This window comes from Microvirga sp. GN3 (assembly GCF_055792825.1).
The window spans coordinates 12830-28507 of the sequence record NZ_JBVVAK010000005.1 but is presented as its reverse complement, the minus strand read 5'-3'; the positions used below and the strand labels follow the sequence as shown (position 1 = coordinate 28507).

At 65.3% G+C, this 15678-nt stretch carries 11 protein-coding genes and 1 tRNA gene; 6 read left to right on the top strand and 6 right to left on the bottom strand.

From position 1 onward, the window contains the following. Positions 1-121: 121 nt before the first annotated feature. The 3 genes from ACS5Q1_RS04240 to ACS5Q1_RS04230 all read right to left on the bottom strand — a co-directional run bounded on the left by ACS5Q1_RS04240 (position 122) and on the right by ACS5Q1_RS04230 (position 3065). The gene (locus ACS5Q1_RS04240) at positions 122-2335 is read right to left on the bottom strand and encodes a malate synthase G (RefSeq protein WP_473097025.1); all 2214 of its coding nucleotides are present in this window, start codon (positions 2333-2335) and stop codon (positions 122-124) included. Positions 2336-2528: 193 nt separating this feature from the next. Continuing rightward, positions 2529-2604, bottom strand: a tRNA-Ala gene (locus ACS5Q1_RS04235). An 80-nt stretch (positions 2605-2684) separates the two neighbouring features. Next, complete coding sequence (locus ACS5Q1_RS04230; RefSeq protein WP_473097024.1) at positions 2685-3065, bottom strand: TIGR02300 family protein; 381 nt, start codon at positions 3063-3065, stop codon at positions 2685-2687. 186 nt (positions 3066-3251) lie between these two features. On the opposite strand from ACS5Q1_RS04230, the gene aroA reads away from it, so the two are divergent. From aroA to ACS5Q1_RS04205, 5 genes are all read left to right on the top strand, one after another. Further along, complete coding sequence (aroA, locus tag ACS5Q1_RS04225) at positions 3252-4601, top strand: 3-phosphoshikimate 1-carboxyvinyltransferase (RefSeq protein WP_473097023.1); 1350 nt, start codon at positions 3252-3254, stop codon at positions 4599-4601. An 8-nt stretch (positions 4602-4609) separates the two neighbouring features. Beyond that, positions 4610-5236 carry a (d)CMP kinase gene (cmk, locus tag ACS5Q1_RS04220; protein WP_473097118.1) on the top strand — a complete coding sequence of 209 codons (627 nt, stop codon included), beginning with the start codon at positions 4610-4612 and terminating at the stop codon, positions 5234-5236. A gap of 86 nt (positions 5237-5322) precedes the next feature. Beyond that, complete coding sequence (locus tag ACS5Q1_RS04215; protein WP_203442714.1) at positions 5323-6126, top strand: DUF1194 domain-containing protein; 804 nt, start codon at positions 5323-5325, stop codon at positions 6124-6126. A 12-nt stretch (positions 6127-6138) separates the two neighbouring features. After that, positions 6139-6516: a methylglyoxal synthase gene (locus ACS5Q1_RS04210; protein WP_203442713.1), complete on the top strand. Its 378-nt coding sequence runs from the start codon at positions 6139-6141 to the stop codon at positions 6514-6516. A 7-nt stretch (positions 6517-6523) separates the two neighbouring features. After that, positions 6524-7030, top strand: a complete 507-nt coding sequence (locus ACS5Q1_RS04205; RefSeq protein WP_473097022.1) for a GNAT family N-acetyltransferase — start codon at positions 6524-6526, stop codon at positions 7028-7030. Positions 7031-7058: 28 nt separating this feature from the next. On the opposite strand, the gene hrpB is transcribed toward ACS5Q1_RS04205, so the two are convergent. The 3 genes from hrpB to ACS5Q1_RS04190 form a co-directional block, all read right to left on the bottom strand. Next, the gene (gene hrpB / locus ACS5Q1_RS04200; protein ID WP_473097021.1) at positions 7059-9524 is read right to left on the bottom strand and encodes an ATP-dependent helicase HrpB; all 2466 of its coding nucleotides are present in this window, start codon (positions 9522-9524) and stop codon (positions 7059-7061) included. 189 nt (positions 9525-9713) lie between these two features. Next, positions 9714-10325, bottom strand: coding sequence for an HAD family hydrolase (locus ACS5Q1_RS04195; protein WP_473097020.1), 612 nt, complete (start codon positions 10323-10325; stop codon positions 9714-9716). A 183-nt stretch (positions 10326-10508) separates the two neighbouring features. After that, entirely contained in the window at positions 10509-12800 is a 2292-nt protein-coding gene (locus ACS5Q1_RS04190) for an NADP-dependent malic enzyme (RefSeq protein ID WP_203442709.1), read from the bottom strand. Positions 12801-12949: 149 nt separating this feature from the next. Between ACS5Q1_RS04190 and mutS the strand changes: the two genes are divergently transcribed. Continuing rightward, positions 12950-15676: a DNA mismatch repair protein MutS gene (gene mutS, locus ACS5Q1_RS04185; RefSeq protein ID WP_473097019.1), complete on the top strand. Its 2727-nt coding sequence runs from the start codon at positions 12950-12952 to the stop codon at positions 15674-15676. Positions 15677-15678: the final 2 nt, after the last annotated feature.

The window sequence follows — 15678 nt, the reverse complement described above, 5'->3', positions numbered from 1 at the left end:
GCTTCCTTCCTTGATGAGAGCATCGTGCGGAAAACCGGATCCACTTTTTACTGGCGTGGCCCTTCGGGTCGCTGACGCGGCCCTCTGGGTCCACACGATGCTCTAGCGACGCCTTCTCATCCTATTTCGCTTTCGTCTTCGTCTTGACGCCGCTTTCCTCAGCACGGTCGGGGGCCCCTGCGGCCTTCGCCTCGCGGCGGCGCGCGTGCAGGACCCATTCGGTGTAACCGTTCGGTTGCTCCGCGCCCTTGAAGATCAGGTCGCAGGCGGCGTTCCAGGCCGGGCCCTCGAATTTTGGTGCCATCGGACGATAGAGCGGATCGCCCGTATTCTGTTGGTCCACCACCTCGGCCATGCGGCGCAGGGTTTCCATCACCTGGTCCTTCGAGACGATGCTGTGGCGCAGCCAGTTGGCGAGGTGCTGGCTCGAAATGCGCAAGGTCGCGCGGTCCTCCATCAGCCCGACATCGTGGATGTCCGGCACCTTGGAGCAGCCGACGCCCTGATCGATCCAGCGCACCACATAGCCGAGAATGCCCTGGCAGTTGTTGTCCAGCTCCTGCTGCACCGCATCCGGCGCCCAGTTCGACTGCGACACTGGAATGGTCAGGATGTCGGAGAGCTTCGCGCGCGGACGCGCCTTCAGATCCTCCTGGCGGACCGGCACGTCGATCTGATGATAATGCAGCGCATGGAGCGTCGCCGCGGTGGGCGACGGCACCCAGGCGGTGTTGGCGCCGGCCTGCGGATGGCCGATCTTCTGCGCCAGCATGTCGGCCATCTTGTCGGGTGCGGCCCACATGCCCTTGCCGATCTGCGCCTTGCCGGGCAGGCCGCAGAGGAGACCCACGTCGACGTTGTTGTCCTCGTAGGCCTTGATCCAGGCGGTCGACTTCATGTCGTTCTTGCGGATCATCGGGCCGGCTTCCATCGAGGTATGGATCTCGTCGCCCGTACGGTCGAGGAAGCCGGTGTTGATGAACACGATGCGCTCGGATGCCGCCTTGATGCATGCCTTGAGGTTGACGGTGGTGCGCCGCTCCTCGTCCATGATGCCCATCTTGAGCGTGTTGCGGGCAACGCCCAGCATGTCCTCGACGGCACCGAAGAGATCGTTGGCGAAGGCCACCTCGTCGGGGCCGTGCATCTTGGGCTTCACGATATAGACCGAGCCCGCGCGGCTGTTGCGCAGCTCGCCCTTGCCCTGCAGGTCATGGATGGCGATCAGCGAGGTGACGGCGGCGTCGAGGATGGTCTCGGGAATCTCCTGGCCGCCCTCGTCCAGCACCGCATCGGTGAACATGTGGTGGCCGACATTGCGCACCAGCATGAGGCTGCGCCCGTGCAGCCGCAGCTCGCCGCTGTTCGGCATGGTGTAGACCCGGTCCGGGTTGAGACGGCGTTCGATGGTCTTGCCACCTTTCTCGAAGCTCTCGATGAGGTCGCCCTTCATGAGCCCGAGCCAGGTCCGGTAGACCTGGACCTTGTCCTCGGCATCCACCGCCGCAACCGAATCCTCCAGGTCCATGATGGTGGAGATGGCTGACTCCAGCACCACGTCGGCAATGCCGGCCGGATCGTCGGCGCCGATCGGGTGCGAGCGGTCGATGCGGATGTCCAGGTGCAGGTTGTTGTGGCGCAGGAGCACGGCGGACGGATTGGCCGCCTCGCCCTGGTAGCCGATGAACTGGGTCGGATCGATCAGGCCGGTCTCGGTGCCGTCCTTAAGCGTGACAAGAAGAGCCCCATCCCGATCGGCGTAAGCGACCGCATCCCGGTGGCTGCCGCCAGCCAGAGGAGCCGCCCGGTCGAGCACCTCGCGGGCGCGCTCGACCACCTTGGCGCCGCGGGCCTCGTTGTAGCCGCCGGAGCGGGTGGTGCCGTCCTCCTCCGGGATGGCATCGGTGCCATAGAGGGCATCGTAGAGGCTGCCCCAGCGGGCATTGGCGGCATTGAGCGCATAGCGGGCGTTGGAGACCGGCACCACGAGCTGGGGTCCGGCGATGCGGGCGATCTCGTCATCCACATGCAGCGTCTGGACCGAAAAGTCCTCCGGCTCGGGCAGCACATAGCCGATGTCGCGCAGGAAGCGCTCGTAATCCGCCTGATCGAAGGCCTTGCCGGCCCGGCCGCGGTGGTACTCGTCGATCTGCGTCTGGATCTTGTCGCGGACCGCGAGCAGCTCGCGGTCGCGTGCTGCGAACTCTTTGACGAGACCGGCCAGGCCGCTCCAGAAAACGGCACTCGACAGGCCCGTGCCGGCAAGCGCCTCCCGTTCGATGAAATCGTGAAGAACCGGTGCAACCTGGAGGCCGTTCGTCTGGACGCGCGTCATCGTTCCCGCTTTCGGTGTCTAAAGGACCAGCCTTAGCTTAAGGCGCTGCGACTAAAAATGAAGATCGACGCCCTTTCCATGGAAAAAAGGACGAAGGATCGGGCGTGGTCCTATGCTTTGGAAGTAGATCCGGCTCCCCGGATGAAATCTTGCAACAAAAAAGCCGCCTGAGCGGCGGCCGTTTTTGAAGATTTGGTGGAGCCAGGCGGGATCGAACCGCCGACCTCTTGCATGCCATGCAAGCGCTCTCCCAGCTGAGCTATGGCCCCTTGAAATCCGCGGCCTTTGGGGTACCGCGGCGGTCTTTGTCGAAGCAGAGGCGCTTCTATAGTCGCCTCTGCTTTGAGGTTCAAGCCTCTTCGTCGTCTTCCAGATCACTGTCGATCAGGTCGGACACGTCGTCGTCGCCCTCCTCCTCGTCCTCGAGGAAGGTGTCATCGTCGGCAACATCGTCACCCACGTCGATATCGTCATCGACCGGGATGTCCTTTTCGTTCTCGCCGGCCTCGACCTCGTCGAGGGAGACCATCTCCGGACCGGTCGATTCGAGTTCGGTCTCATCGTCATCGGCGGCGGCGCGGGCCACCACGGGCGCGGCGACGCGGCTCAGGGCCGCGGCCTGGAAGACGGTGCCGCATTTCGGGCAGACCGCCGGGTCCTTGTTGAGATCGTAGAATTTTGCGCCGCAGCTCATGCACTGGCGCTTCAAGCCGAGTTCCGGTTTGGCCACGGGTGATTGCCTTTAGGAAGTGAATGGTTGGGAACGCTCCGTTAGTCGTGAGGGAATGGCTTGTCAAATAGGAAATTGCAAGAGGCGTCGGAGCCCTGAGCCAGCTTGCGCGTGACGGCGGCAAAACCCCGTGTTAGGAGCCCGCCCGGATAAGAAGTCTCAAGGAACCCGAGCAAGGAACCGACAATGTCGCACGCGCACGGAACGCCCTCCCCGGTCGCCAGCAGGCCTGGAACGCCCCTGAAGGGGCGCATCCGCGTCCCCGGCGACAAGTCGATTTCCCACCGCTCTATGATCTTCGGGCTGCTCTCTATCGGCGAGACCCGGGTCGAGGGGCTGTTGGAGGGGGACGACGTGCTGCGCACCGCGGAGGCCTGCCGGGCCCTCGGCGCCACCATCACCCGCGAGGCGCCCGGCCGGTGGCGAATCGTCGGGGCCGGCATCGGCGGCCTGACAGAACCCAAGGATGTTCTCGATTTCGGCAATGCGGGTACCGGCTCTCGCCTCATGATGGGCGTGGCCGGCAGCCACCCGATCACCTCGACCTTCGACGGCGACGCTTCGCTGCGCAAGCGTCCCATGCGCCGGATTCTCGATCCGTTGACGAAGATGGGCGTGAGCGTCGTCAGCGAGGCCGAGGGCGGACGCGTTCCGCTGACCCTGCGCGGCCCGAATGAGACGATCCCGATCACCTACGAGACCCCGGCAGCCTCGGCCCAGATCAAGTCGGCGATCCTGCTCGCCGGCCTCAACTCTCCCGGCAAAACCACCGTGATCGAGCGCGAGGCGACCCGCGACCACACGGAAAGGATGCTGCGCCATTTCGGAGCGAGCGTCGAGATTGCGCCCCACGGCGCCGATGGACGTGCCATCACGCTTCAGGGACAGCCGGAGTTGCGCGGCACCGATATCGTCGTGCCGACCGATCCGTCCTCGGCCGCCTTCCCCCTGGTGGCGGCCCTGATCACCCCCGGCTCCGACGTGGTGCTGGAAGGTGTGATGATGAATCCGCTGCGGACGGGCCTCATCACGACGCTGATCGAGATGGGCGCCTCCATCGAGCGCCTGAATGAGCGCGACGAGGGCGGCGAGACGGTCGCCGATCTGCGCGTCCGCCACAGCAAGCTTACCGGTGTCACGGTTCCGCACGCCCGGGCCCCGGCCATGATCGACGAGTACCCGATCCTGGCCGTCGCGGCCTCCTTCGCCGAAGGCACGACCCGGATGCAGGGGCTCCACGAGCTGCGCGTGAAGGAATCCGACCGCCTCGCCGCTGTCGCGGCTGGTCTCGCAGAGGCTGGCGTCGAGCACGAGATCCAGGGTGACGACCTCCTTGTTCACGGCTCAAGTGGCAAGGTTCGCGGCGGCGGCAATCCGGTGGCGACCCACCTCGACCACCGCATCGCCATGTCGTTCCTGGTCATGGGCCTCGCCACAACCGAGCCGATGACGGTCGACGATGGTGCCATGATCGCGACAAGCTTCCCCTCCTTCATCCCGCTCATGCGCGAGCTTGGCGCCGCGATCCAGGATTGAGCCGCCCCATGATCATCGCCATCGACGGCCCCGCCGCCTCGGGCAAGGGTACCCTGGGCAAGCGCCTCGCCGACCATTACGGCTTCGCCCATCTCGACACCGGCTTGCTCTACCGGGCGGTCGCCCGCGTGCTCATGGACCGGAACATCCCGCTTACTGATCAGGACGCCGCGATGCAGGTGGCGCAGAACCTGGACGTCTCCCACTTGGACGACGATTCCCGCCTGCGCGGCGCCGCCATGGGTGAGGCCGCCTCGGTCGTGTCCGCCTATCAGCCTGTCCGCGATGCCCTTCTCGCCTTCCAGCGCCAGTTCGGGGCCCAGGAGCCGGGCGCCGTGCTCGACGGGCGGGATATCGGAACGGTGGTCTGCCCCGATGCGGAGGTGAAGCTCTTCATCACCGCCGCCCCCGAGGAGCGGGCGCGGCGCCGCCACCGGGAGCTGCTGAGCCGGGGCGAGCAGGCGGAATACGAGACCATCCTTGTGGATATCCGCCGCCGCGACGAGCGCGACATGAACCGCAGCACGGCCCCGCTCAAGGCTGCGGCCGATGCCATGACCCTCGATACGACGCATCTGGACGCCGACGGCGCCTTCCTGGCGGCGCTCGATCTCGTGGAGCGCACGCGCTCCTGACACCCCTGGTCCGGGCGTGGCCTTGCCTTAGTTTCAGAAGCTGGCACACTTAAAAAACCAATCCGGCTCCCGAAAAGGAGATACCGATGGTTCGTTCCGGCTTCACCCGCCTTGCCGCAGTGCTGGCTTGCCTCTGGGGGATTCTGGCCCTGCCGGCTCAGGCCCAGAGCGAGACGGAGGTCGACCTCGCCCTTGTCGTCGCCGTCGATATCTCCTTCTCCATGGACACGGACGAGCAAGCCCTGCAGCGGGAGGGCTTCGCCCAGGCCTTTCGCTCCAAGCTCGTCCATGATGCGATCCGCGGTGGGATGCTGGGCAAGATTGCCGTGACCTACATGGAATGGGCCGGCTCACCGGACCAGAAGGTGATCGTTCCCTGGACCGTTCTCGACAATTCCGAAAGCCTGATGGCCTTCGCGGACAAGATCGCCTCAACCCCTTTACGCCGTGCGCAGCGAACCTCGATTTCCAGCGCCATCGATTTCAGCGTAAAGCTCCTCGATGAAAGCAGCGTCAGTCCGACGAGGCGGGTCATCGACGTCTCGGGCGACGGCCCCAACAACCAGGGACGGCTCGTGATCGAAGCCCGCGATGCAGCGCTCGCCAAGGGCATCACGATCAACGGTCTGCCGATCATGCTGCGCCAGCCCGGCTATCTCGACATCCCGGACCTCGACATCTATTACAAGGATTGCGTCATCGGCGGCCAGGGCGCGTTCACGGTACCGGTCCGCGAACGCGACCAGTTCATCGAGGCGATCAAGACCAAGATCCTGCTCGAAGTCGCCAACCTGATGCCTCAAGAGTCCCTGTTCAACCGCATTCAGACCACTCCGCGCACCAACTGCATGGCCGGCGAGATGCAGTGGCGTGATCGCTGGAGCAATTGAGCTGTCTCTCCCATGAAGCAAATGACGTTGGCGCTCGTGGCCCACGACGCCAAGAAGGACGATATGGCCGAGTTCGTGGCCAAGTATGAAAACGACCTCCGCCCTTTCGCTCTCTTCGCCACCGGCACGACCGGCGGGCGCGTGATGGAGCGCTGCCCGTCCCTGTCGGTCACACGGTTGAAAAGCGGCCCGCTCGGCGGCGATCAGCAGATCGGCGCGATGATCGCGGAAGGAAAGATCGACGCGCTCTTCTTCTTCGTCGATCCGCTCTCGCCTCATCCGCATGACGTGGACGTGAAGGCCTTGATGCGCCTCGCCCTCGTCTACAACATCCCGATGGCGCTCAATCCCGCGACGGCCGAGCGGCTGATCGAGTCGTTCAGGGATTAGGCTTCCCATGATCATCCGTCCCGAGATGGCCGAGGATGCTCCCACCATCCGAGCGCTCACTGCAGCAGCGTTCGAGGGCGCGTCCCACAGCAGCGGCACCGAGGCTGCCATCGTCGATGCGTTGCGGGATGCGGGCGCATTGACGCTCTCCCTCGTCGCCGAGACGCAGGGCCGGATCGTCGGCCACGTGGCATTCTCGCCTGTCACGATCAATGGTGAGGCAGGTCGCTGGTTCGGGTTGGGACCCGTTTCGGTCGAGCCTGCGGAGCAGCGGCACGGAATCGGCCAGACGCTTATTCGAGAGGGGCTGGAGCGCCTCAAGGCCATGGGTGCGGAAGGCTGCGTTCTGCTTGGCGACCCTGCCTATTACCGACGCTTCGGCTTCGTCAGCGATCCGAAGCTGCGCTACGGTGAGGTGCCGCCTGAATACTTCCAGCGGCTGAGTTTCACCGGCGTCGAGCCCAAGGGCGAGGTGGCTTACCATGCTGGCTTCGATACTGCCGGGCCGGCATAGAGCATCGGAGCATCCGCACGGCTTGAGCCTATGTCCCGCGCGGCTTGGCGCGCCGTGTGGGCGGCGCGGTGAGCGGATCCTCCGGCCAGGGATGTTTCGGATATTGCCCCCGCATGTCAGCCCGCACAGCCGCCCAGGAACCTCGCCAGAAGCCCGGCAGGTCGCGGGTGATCTGGATCGGACGCTGCGCCGGCGAGAGCAGATGCAGGATGAGCGGCACGCGCCCGGCCGCGATGGTGGGATGCTTGTCGAGACCGAACAGTTCCTGCACCCGCACAGCCAGGACAGGCCCCTCCTCCGCTCCGTAATCGATTGGGATCTGAGAGCCCGTCGGCACCTCGATATGGGTCGGCGCCTCGGCATCGAGACGGCGCTGCAGGTTCCAGGGCAGAAGGCTGCGCAGCGCCTCGCTCAGGAGGTCAGCTCCGATGTCGGTGAGACCACTCCTGCCGACGAGATGCGGCGCGAGCCATTCTTCCGCCGTCCGGCTCAACGCCTCATCGGACAGGTCCGGCCATTCGTCGCCCTCGGCTTTCCGAAGAAACATCACGCGCTCGCGCCATTGCGCCAGCGCCTTCGACCATGGCAAGGCATCGAGCCCCAGCAAGACGAGACCTTCGGCAAGCGCCCGCGCCGCCTCTTCCGTGGCCGGAACTTTCAAGGGGCGCTCGTTCAGGAGCAAAGCACCGAGGCGGCGCACGCCACGCGCGCGCAGCGCCTTTGCCTGACGGTCGAAGGCAATCTCATCGCGCTGCTCGATTGTCTCGCCGAACAGGCTTTCGATCTCATCCGGCGATATGGAGGCCGCAGCCAGAATCCGTGCCGAGGCGGCACCGCCCGCGATCTCGGCGATGGCGAGATAAGGCTCCTTCGCCAGCCGCTCATGGGCTTCGAGCACGGCACCGCGCCCATTGGCCATGAGATATTCGCCCGTCTTGCCGCGCGCTTTGGCGAGCCTGTCGGGATAGGCCAGCGTCAGCAGAGCGCCGATGGAATGTGGCTCGCTGGTGGATGCGCGGGCACCGCCCTTGGCCCATCCTTCCGCCATGCGCCGCATATCCTGCGCCCGGCCAGACCGATCACGGCGGAAGCGCTCGACGCGCTCGGCGAGATCGACCGCGTCGCCGCCCAGACCGCGCTCGACGAGAACAGCCGCAAGGTCCGCCGCATCGCGCGCCTGTCCGCTCTCGCCCGCAACCATCACCATCCGCGCGAGACGCGGCGGGAGGGGGAGATCGCGCAGGCGGCGGCCCACATCCGTGATGCGTCCCTCGCCATCGAGGGCGCCGAGCTGCTGCAACAGCGCCCGCGCCTCCTTCAGGGCCGGTGCAGGCGGCGGATCGAGGAAGGCGAGCGAGGCCGGATCGGTAACGCCCCAGGCGGCGCAATCGAGCAGCAGGGGCGCGAGATCGGCCGAGAGAATTTCAGGGCGGGCGAAGGGTTCGAGCGCGCCGGTTGCGGCCTCTTCCCAGAGGCGATAGCACACGCCCGGCTCCGTTCTGCCTGCACGGCCCCGGCGCTGATCGGCAGCGGCGCGGGAGACCCGCACCGTTTCGAGACGCGTGAGACCGATATTCGGCTCATAGACAGGCACACGGGAAAGCCCTGAATCGATCACGACGCGCACGCCCTCGATGGTGAGCGAGGTTTCGGCGATGGAGGTGGCGAGCACCACCTTGCGACGTCCGGGCTTCGCCGGGCTCACCGCGAGATCCTGTTCGCCCCGCTCCAGCGCACCATAAAGCGGCGCGATATCGACAGCGGGATCGCTGACACGCTCTCGCAGCATCGTCTCGACCCGGCGGATCTCTCCCTGCCCCGGCAGGAACACCAGCAGGGAGCCGCTTTCCGCTCTCAAGCCGCGCGTGACCGCATCCGCCACCTGTTCCTCGATGCGCCTGTTGGGGTCGCGCCCGAGATAGCGGGTCTCGACCGGATAGGCGCGGCCCTCGGATTCGATGACAGGTGCCTCGCTCAACAGCCGCGCCACGCGGGCACCGTCGAGCGTCGCGGACATGACGAGGAGACGAAGGTCGTCCCGCAACCCGCCTTGTGCATCGAGCGCCAGGGCGAGGCCGAGATCCGCATCGAGGGAGCGCTCGTGAAACTCGTCGAAGAGAACGGCCGCGACACCATCGAGCGATGGATCATCCAGGATCATGCGCGCGAAGACGCCCTCGGTCACCACCTCGATCCGCGTCTTGCGGCTGATCTTCGAGCCCAGGCGAACACGCAGGCCCACCGTGTCTCCCATGGCCTCGTCCAGCGTCTGCGCCATGCGCGCCGCAGCCGCGCGGGCCGCCAAGCGCCGCGGCTCTAGCACGATGATCTTACTGCCGTTTGCCCAGGGCTCGTCGAGCAGCACCAGCGGCACCCGCGTGGTCTTGCCCGCACCCGGAGGGGCAACCAGCACGGCGTTGGAGCGCGCGCGAAGGCTCGCCGTCAGATCGTCGAGGACGGCGTCGATGGGAAGGGAGGTGTCGAAAACCCGCATGCCGCCTGATGGCTCAAGCGGGCGGAGAGAGCAAGTGTGATCGCTTGTCATTTCCGGCCTGCAGCCGCCGGGAATGGCACCCTCTCATGTCATGGCCGGCCTTGTGCCGGCCATCCCGATGTTTTGAAACGCCGCGCTTTTCTTCATCCAGATCACCGGCACAAGGCCGGTGATGACGTGAGGGTGTGGCTATATCGGAAACCCGAACCCCCGCAGTTCCGCCGCCAAATCGATGGGCTCGACGCAATGGATCGCGTGCTTGCCGACGGCACGGGCCGCTTCCACATTGGCCTTGGAATCGTCGACGAACACGCAATCCTCCGCTTTGAGCCCATAGCGGTCGAGCAGGAGGTGGTAGATCGCCGGATCGGGTTTGAGCAGACGCTCGTCGCCGGACACGATGATGCCGTCGAAGCCGGCCAGGAACGGGAAGCGCTGCTGCGACAGAACAAGCTTCGGGCCGGAGAAGTTCGTGATGCAGTAGTTCGGCACGCCCGCCTCTCTCAGGCGCAGCAGCAGGGCGACATGATCATCGAAGACGCCGGAGACGGTCTCGTCCCAGCGCTCATGGAAGGCGCGGATCTGCATTTCGTGCTTCGGATGATCCTTGACGAGCAAGGCCACCGCCTCGTCCCAGTCGCGGCCCCGGTCCTGCTCCAGGTTCCAGTCATGGGTGCAGACATTGGCGAGGAACCACTCCATCTGCTCCTCGTCATCGAAGATGCGGCGATAGAGATTGCGCGGGTCCCATCGCAGCAGAACGTTGCCGATATCGAACACGACGGTTTTAGGCTGCCCCATGGTCAAGCTGCTTTCCTTCGACTCTCGTCGACGATGTTTAGCCGTCCGGAGGCACCCGCGCCACTCTTAAGGACTAACGGGCTGCCTCCGAAATCCGAGCGACTGGGCAGGCGTAGATCTGAACCGAGGCTGAAGCTTGGCCGGAGCCGGCTCCCTCGATATCGAGGGAGCCGATCATCAGGCTTATCCGCCGATGTTGTAGGCTGCGAGTGCTGCCATGTTGACGATGTCGCTGTCGGTCGCGCCGAGGGAGACGATCTGGATTGGCTTGTCGAGCCCCACCACGAGCGGGCCCAGCACCATCGCGCCGCCGAGTTCCTGCAGCATCTTGGTCGAGATGGAGGCCGAGTGGAACGCAGGCATGACGAGCACGTTCGCCGGCTCCCTGAGGCGGCTGAACGGGTACTGCGCCATGGCGTCCCGGTTGAGCGCCACATCGGCGGACATCTCGCCGTCATATTCGAAATCGACGCGCATATCGTCGAGAATCTGCACAGCCTCCTGGATCTTCTCGGCGCGCTCCGCTTTCGGATGTCCGAAGGTCGAGAACGAAAGAAGCGCCACGCGCGGCTCATAGCCGAGACGGCGTGCGACACCGGCAGCCTCTATAGCGATCTCGGCGAGTTCCTGTGCGCTCGGCATCTCGTGGATAGCCGTATCCGCCACGAGAACCGTGCGGCCGCGCGCAAGGCAGAGCGACACGCCGATGACCCGATGTCCGGGCTTGGCGTCGATCACGTGCCGCACGTCGGTCAAGGCCGTCGAATAGTTACGCGTCGCGCCTGTCACCATGGCATCCGCATCGCCCAGGGCCACCATGGAGGCGGCAAAGTGGTTGCGGTCCTGGTTGATCATGCGCTGGCAGTCGCGGAACAGGTAACCCTTGCGCTGCAGGCGCTCGTAGAGGAACTGTGCGTAGGTCGCATTGCGGTGCGACAGGCGCGCATTGTGGATCTCGATGCCCTCGCGGCCTTCGAGTTCGATGCCGGCATGAGTGGCCGTTTCCTGAATGCGATCCTCGCGACCGACGAGAATGGCCTTGCCGAGTCCCTGGTTGACGAAGGACAGGGCGGCGCGGATCACCTGCTCCTCCTCGCCTTCCGCGAACACGACGCGCTTCGGGAACTTGCGCACGCGCTCGAAGATCCGATTGAGCGTGCCAGCCACCGGGTCGCGCCGGGCGGAGAGCTGCGCCTTGTAGGAGCGCATGTCGACGATGGGGCGGCGCGCGACGCCCGTATCCATGGCAGCCTTTGCCACCGCCATCGGAATCGTGTGGATCAGGCGCGGATCGAAGGGAACGGGAATGATGTATTCGCGCCCGAAGCGCGGACGCGAGCCCTGATAGGCCGCCGCCACTTCATCGGGAACATCCTCGCGGGCGAGTTCCGCCAGCGCCTGGGCGGCCGCGATCTTCATTTCCATGTTGATCGTGGTCGCCTGCACGTCGAGCGCGCCGCGGAAGATGTAAGGGAAGCCGAGAACGTTGTTGACCTGGTTCGGATAATCGGAGCGTCCTGTGGCGATGATCACGTCGTCACGGATACGGGCCACTTCCTCTGGCGTGATTTCCGGATCGGGATTGGCCATGGCGAAAATAATGGGATTCGGTGCCATAGAGCGGATCATCTCGTCCGTGAAAGCGCCCTTCGCCGAGAGGCCGAACACCGCATCGGCGCCGTTGAGCGCATCCGCGAGCGTGCGGGCACTGGTATCGGCGGCATGGGCCGATTTCCACTGGTTCATGCCCTCGGTGCGGCCCTGGTAGATCACACCCTTGGTATCGCAGAGAATGACGTTGTTCGGTGCGAAGCCCATGGCTTTCAGAAGCTCGGTGCAGGCGATGCCGGCAGCGCCCGCGCCGTTCACCACCAGCCTGGTCTTCGCCATGTCGCGGCCGGTCAGATGCAGGGCGTTGATGAGGCCCGCCGCCGCGATGATCGCCGTGCCGTGCTGATCGTCATGGAAGACGGGAATGTCCATCAATTCGCGCAACCGCTCCTCGATGATGAAGCATTCCGGCGCCTTGATGTCTTCGAGGTTGATACCGCCGAAGGACGGCCCGAGATAGCGTACGCAATTGATGAAGGCGTCCGCATCCTCCGTGTCGACCTCAAGATCGATGGAATCCACGTCCGCGAAGCGCTTGAAGAGAACGGACTTGCCCTCCATCACCGGCTTCGAAGCAAGAGCGCCGAGATTGCCGAGGCCGAGGATCGCGGTCCCGTTCGAGATCACCGCCACCATGTTGGAGCGGGTGGTGTAGTCGAAGGCGCAGGACGGATTTTCCGCGATGGCTAGCACCGGTACCGCGACACCCGGCGAATAGGCCAGCGACAGGTCGCGCTGGGTCGCCATGGGCTTGGTCGGCACGACTTCGAGCTTACCGGGCCTCCCTTGCGCGTGGAACTGCAGCGCCTCCTGATCGGTGAAGGTGGGGCGTTTGCGGCGGATCGGGCGCTGATCGTCGGTCATGAGATATGGTTTCTTTTGATGCGGAGCGTTTCCAAAGGGGGATGCGACCTTAAGGCATAGGTGGCGCCCTCCTCAAGACTTGTCCACATTCTTCCTTCGGACCCTATGACACGGATGAAAGGGTCTCGAGGCTTTGCTACACAGGACGGATGTCGTCCCAAGCTGTCTACAAGTCTCCCGAGACCATCGATCCGAGCGCCGCTCCTGCACCCATTCCTCCGCAGGACAGCCGCGTCACGCCCATGATGGCGCAGTATATCGAGATCAAGGCCGCCAATCCGGACAGCCTGCTGTTCTACCGGATGGGCGACTTCTACGAATTGTTCTTCGAGGACGCGGAGATCGCGAGCCAGGCGCTCGGCATCGTGCTGACCAAGCGCGGCAAGCACCAGGGGCAGGACATCCCCATGTGCGGCGTGCCCGTGGAGCGGGCGGACGACTACCTCCAGCGCCTCATCGGCCTCGGCCATCGGGTCGCCGTCTGCGAGCAGACCGAGGACCCGGCGGAGGCCAAGAAGCGCGGTTCCAAATCCGTCGTGCGCCGCGACGTGGTCCGCCTCGTCACTCCCGGCACGATCACCGAGGAGCGCCTGCTCGAGCCCGGCCGGGCCAACTACCTTCTCGCCATCGCCCGCCGCCGCGCCTCCGACACGCATTGGTCCTATGGCCTTGCCGCCGTCGACATATCCACAGGGCATTTCGTGCTGAGCGAGACGGACGGCACCGGTCTCTCCGCCGAGATCGCCCGCTTCGAGCCGCGCGAGATCCTGGTTCCCGACGTCATCCATGACGATCCGGAACTCCGGAGCTTCTGGCAGGAGACCCGCGCCTCCATCACGCCGCTCTCCCGCGAGGGGCTCGACCCGGCTTCCGCCGAGCGGCGGTTGAAGGATTATTTCGGGGTCGCGACGCTCGATGCCTTTGGCGCCTTCAGCCCGGCCGAGATCACGGCAGCGGGCAGCGCGCTCTTCTATGTCGAGAAGACGCAGATCGACAGCCGTCCGACGCTGAACCCGCCTTCCCGCGATAGTTCGGGCGCCGCTCTCGCCATCGATGCGGCGACCCGTGCCAATCTGGAACTCACCCGCACCCTGTCCGGCGAGCGGGCGGGGAGCCTTCTCGCCACCATCGACTGCACGATGACGCCGGGCGGCGCACGGCTCCTCGCCGAGCGGCTCGCCGGTCCCCTCACCCATCCGGACCAGATCCGCGACCGGCAGGATTCCGTCACGACGCTCGTCGAGAACAACGACCTGCGCGACCGCCTGCGGCGCATCCTCAAGCGCTCGCCCGATCTGGCGCGGGCGCTGTCGCGTCTCAGCCTCGGACGTGGCGGACCGCGGGACTTGGCCTGCGTGCGCGACGGCCTTTTCGCCGCCCGAGAACTCGGGCTCGAGCTCGCAATCGCTCCCGATCTGCCGAAGGAGCTGTTTGAGGCCGCGCAGGTGCTCCAGGGCCTGCGCACGGATGTGGCGGACCGGCTGGCGGCCGCCCTGGCCGACGATTTGCCGCTGCTCAAGCGCGATGGCGGCTTCATCCGCGCGGGCTTCGATTCCAATCTCGACGAGTTGCGCGAGCTGCAGCAGGATTCACGCCGCTTCATCGCTGCGCTCCAGTCACGCTACGCCACCGAGACCGGCTGCCGGACCTTACGGGTCAAGCACAACCACATGATCGGTTACTTCGTGGAAGTGCCGCAGAATGTGGGCGAGGACCTCTTGAAGGAGCCATGGAAAGATACCTTCGTCCATCGCCAGACCATGGCGGGCGCCATGCGCTTTTCGACCATGGAACTCGGCGAGCTCGAATCGAAGATCGCCTCCGCCGCCGACCGGGCGCTGAAGATCGAACTCGCGTTGTTCGACGAGATGGTGCAGGCGCTGCTCGATCTCGCCAGCGACATCGCCGCTGCCGCCGAAGCCATCGCGGTCATCGACGTGACCGCGTCTCTCGCCGATCTCGCCATGCGTCTCGACTGGACGCGGCCTGTTGTCGACACCAACCTCGCCTTTACCATCAAGGGCGGCCGCCACCCGGTAGTCGAGGCGGCGCTCAAGCGCGAGGGCGTTCCCTTCATCGCCAATGATTCGGATCTCTCAGGAAAAGATGCGGGCCACATCCTGCTGATCACCGGCCCGAACATGGGCGGTAAGTCCACCTATCTGCGCCAGAACGCGCTGATCGTGGTGCTGGCGCAGATGGGATCCTATGTTCCGGCGAAAGAGGCCCATATCGGCATCGTCGACCGGCTCTTCTCGCGCGTCGGCGCCGCCGACGATCTGGCACGCGGCCGCTCGACCTTCATGGTCGAGATGGTGGAAACCGCCGCGATCCTCAATCAGGCGACGGCCCGCTCGCTGGTCATCCTCGACGAGATCGGCCGCGGTACCGCCACCTTCGACGGTCTCTCCATCGCCTGGGCCGCCATCGAGCATCTGCATGAGGCCAATCGCTGCCGCGCCCTGTTCGCCACGCATTTTCATGAACTGACGGCGCTCGCCGAGCGGATGAAGCGGATTTCCAACGCGACCCTGAAGGTCACCGAATGGAACGGCGAGGTGGTGTTCCTGCATGAAGTCGTGCCCGGCGCCGCCGACCGTTCCTATGGCCTGCAGGTAGCGCGCCTTGCCGGTCTGCCGGCTCCCGTGGTCGAGCGGGCGAAAACCATCCTGAGCGAACTGGAAAAGTCGGATCGCGAGGCGCCGAAGCGCGCGCTCGTCGACGACCTGCCGCTCTTCGCCGTTCCCGTTCGCACGGAGCCGGCACCAGCACCGAAGCGGGATGGATTGCGGGAAGCCCTCGACGCCATGGATCCCGACGCGATGACGCCGCGGGAGGCGCTCGATGCGCTCTACCGGCTGAAGGCGCAGAAATAGCA

Excerpts from the sequence above, each read along its gene's own strand:
- ACS5Q1_RS04240 (WP_473097025.1), bottom strand. The coding sequence starts at position 2,335 with ATGACGCGCGTCCAGACGAACGGCCTCCAGGTTGCACCGGTTCTTCAC.
- aroA (WP_473097023.1), top strand. The coding sequence starts at position 3,252 with ATGTCGCACGCGCACGGAACGCCCTCCCCGGTCGCCAGCAGGCCTGGA.
- cmk (WP_473097118.1), top strand. The coding sequence starts at position 4,610 with ATGATCATCGCCATCGACGGCCCCGCCGCCTCGGGCAAGGGTACCCTG.
- ACS5Q1_RS04215 (WP_203442714.1), top strand. The coding sequence starts at position 5,323 with ATGGTTCGTTCCGGCTTCACCCGCCTTGCCGCAGTGCTGGCTTGCCTC.
- ACS5Q1_RS04210 (WP_203442713.1), top strand. The coding sequence starts at position 6,139 with ATGAAGCAAATGACGTTGGCGCTCGTGGCCCACGACGCCAAGAAGGAC.
- ACS5Q1_RS04205 (WP_473097022.1), top strand. The coding sequence starts at position 6,524 with ATGATCATCCGTCCCGAGATGGCCGAGGATGCTCCCACCATCCGAGCG.
- hrpB (WP_473097021.1), bottom strand. The coding sequence starts at position 9,524 with ATGCGGGTTTTCGACACCTCCCTTCCCATCGACGCCGTCCTCGACGAT.
- ACS5Q1_RS04195 (WP_473097020.1), bottom strand. The coding sequence starts at position 10,325 with ATGGGGCAGCCTAAAACCGTCGTGTTCGATATCGGCAACGTTCTGCTG.
- ACS5Q1_RS04190 (WP_203442709.1), bottom strand. The coding sequence starts at position 12,800 with ATGACCGACGATCAGCGCCCGATCCGCCGCAAACGCCCCACCTTCACC.
- mutS (WP_473097019.1), top strand. The coding sequence starts at position 12,950 with ATGTCGTCCCAAGCTGTCTACAAGTCTCCCGAGACCATCGATCCGAGC.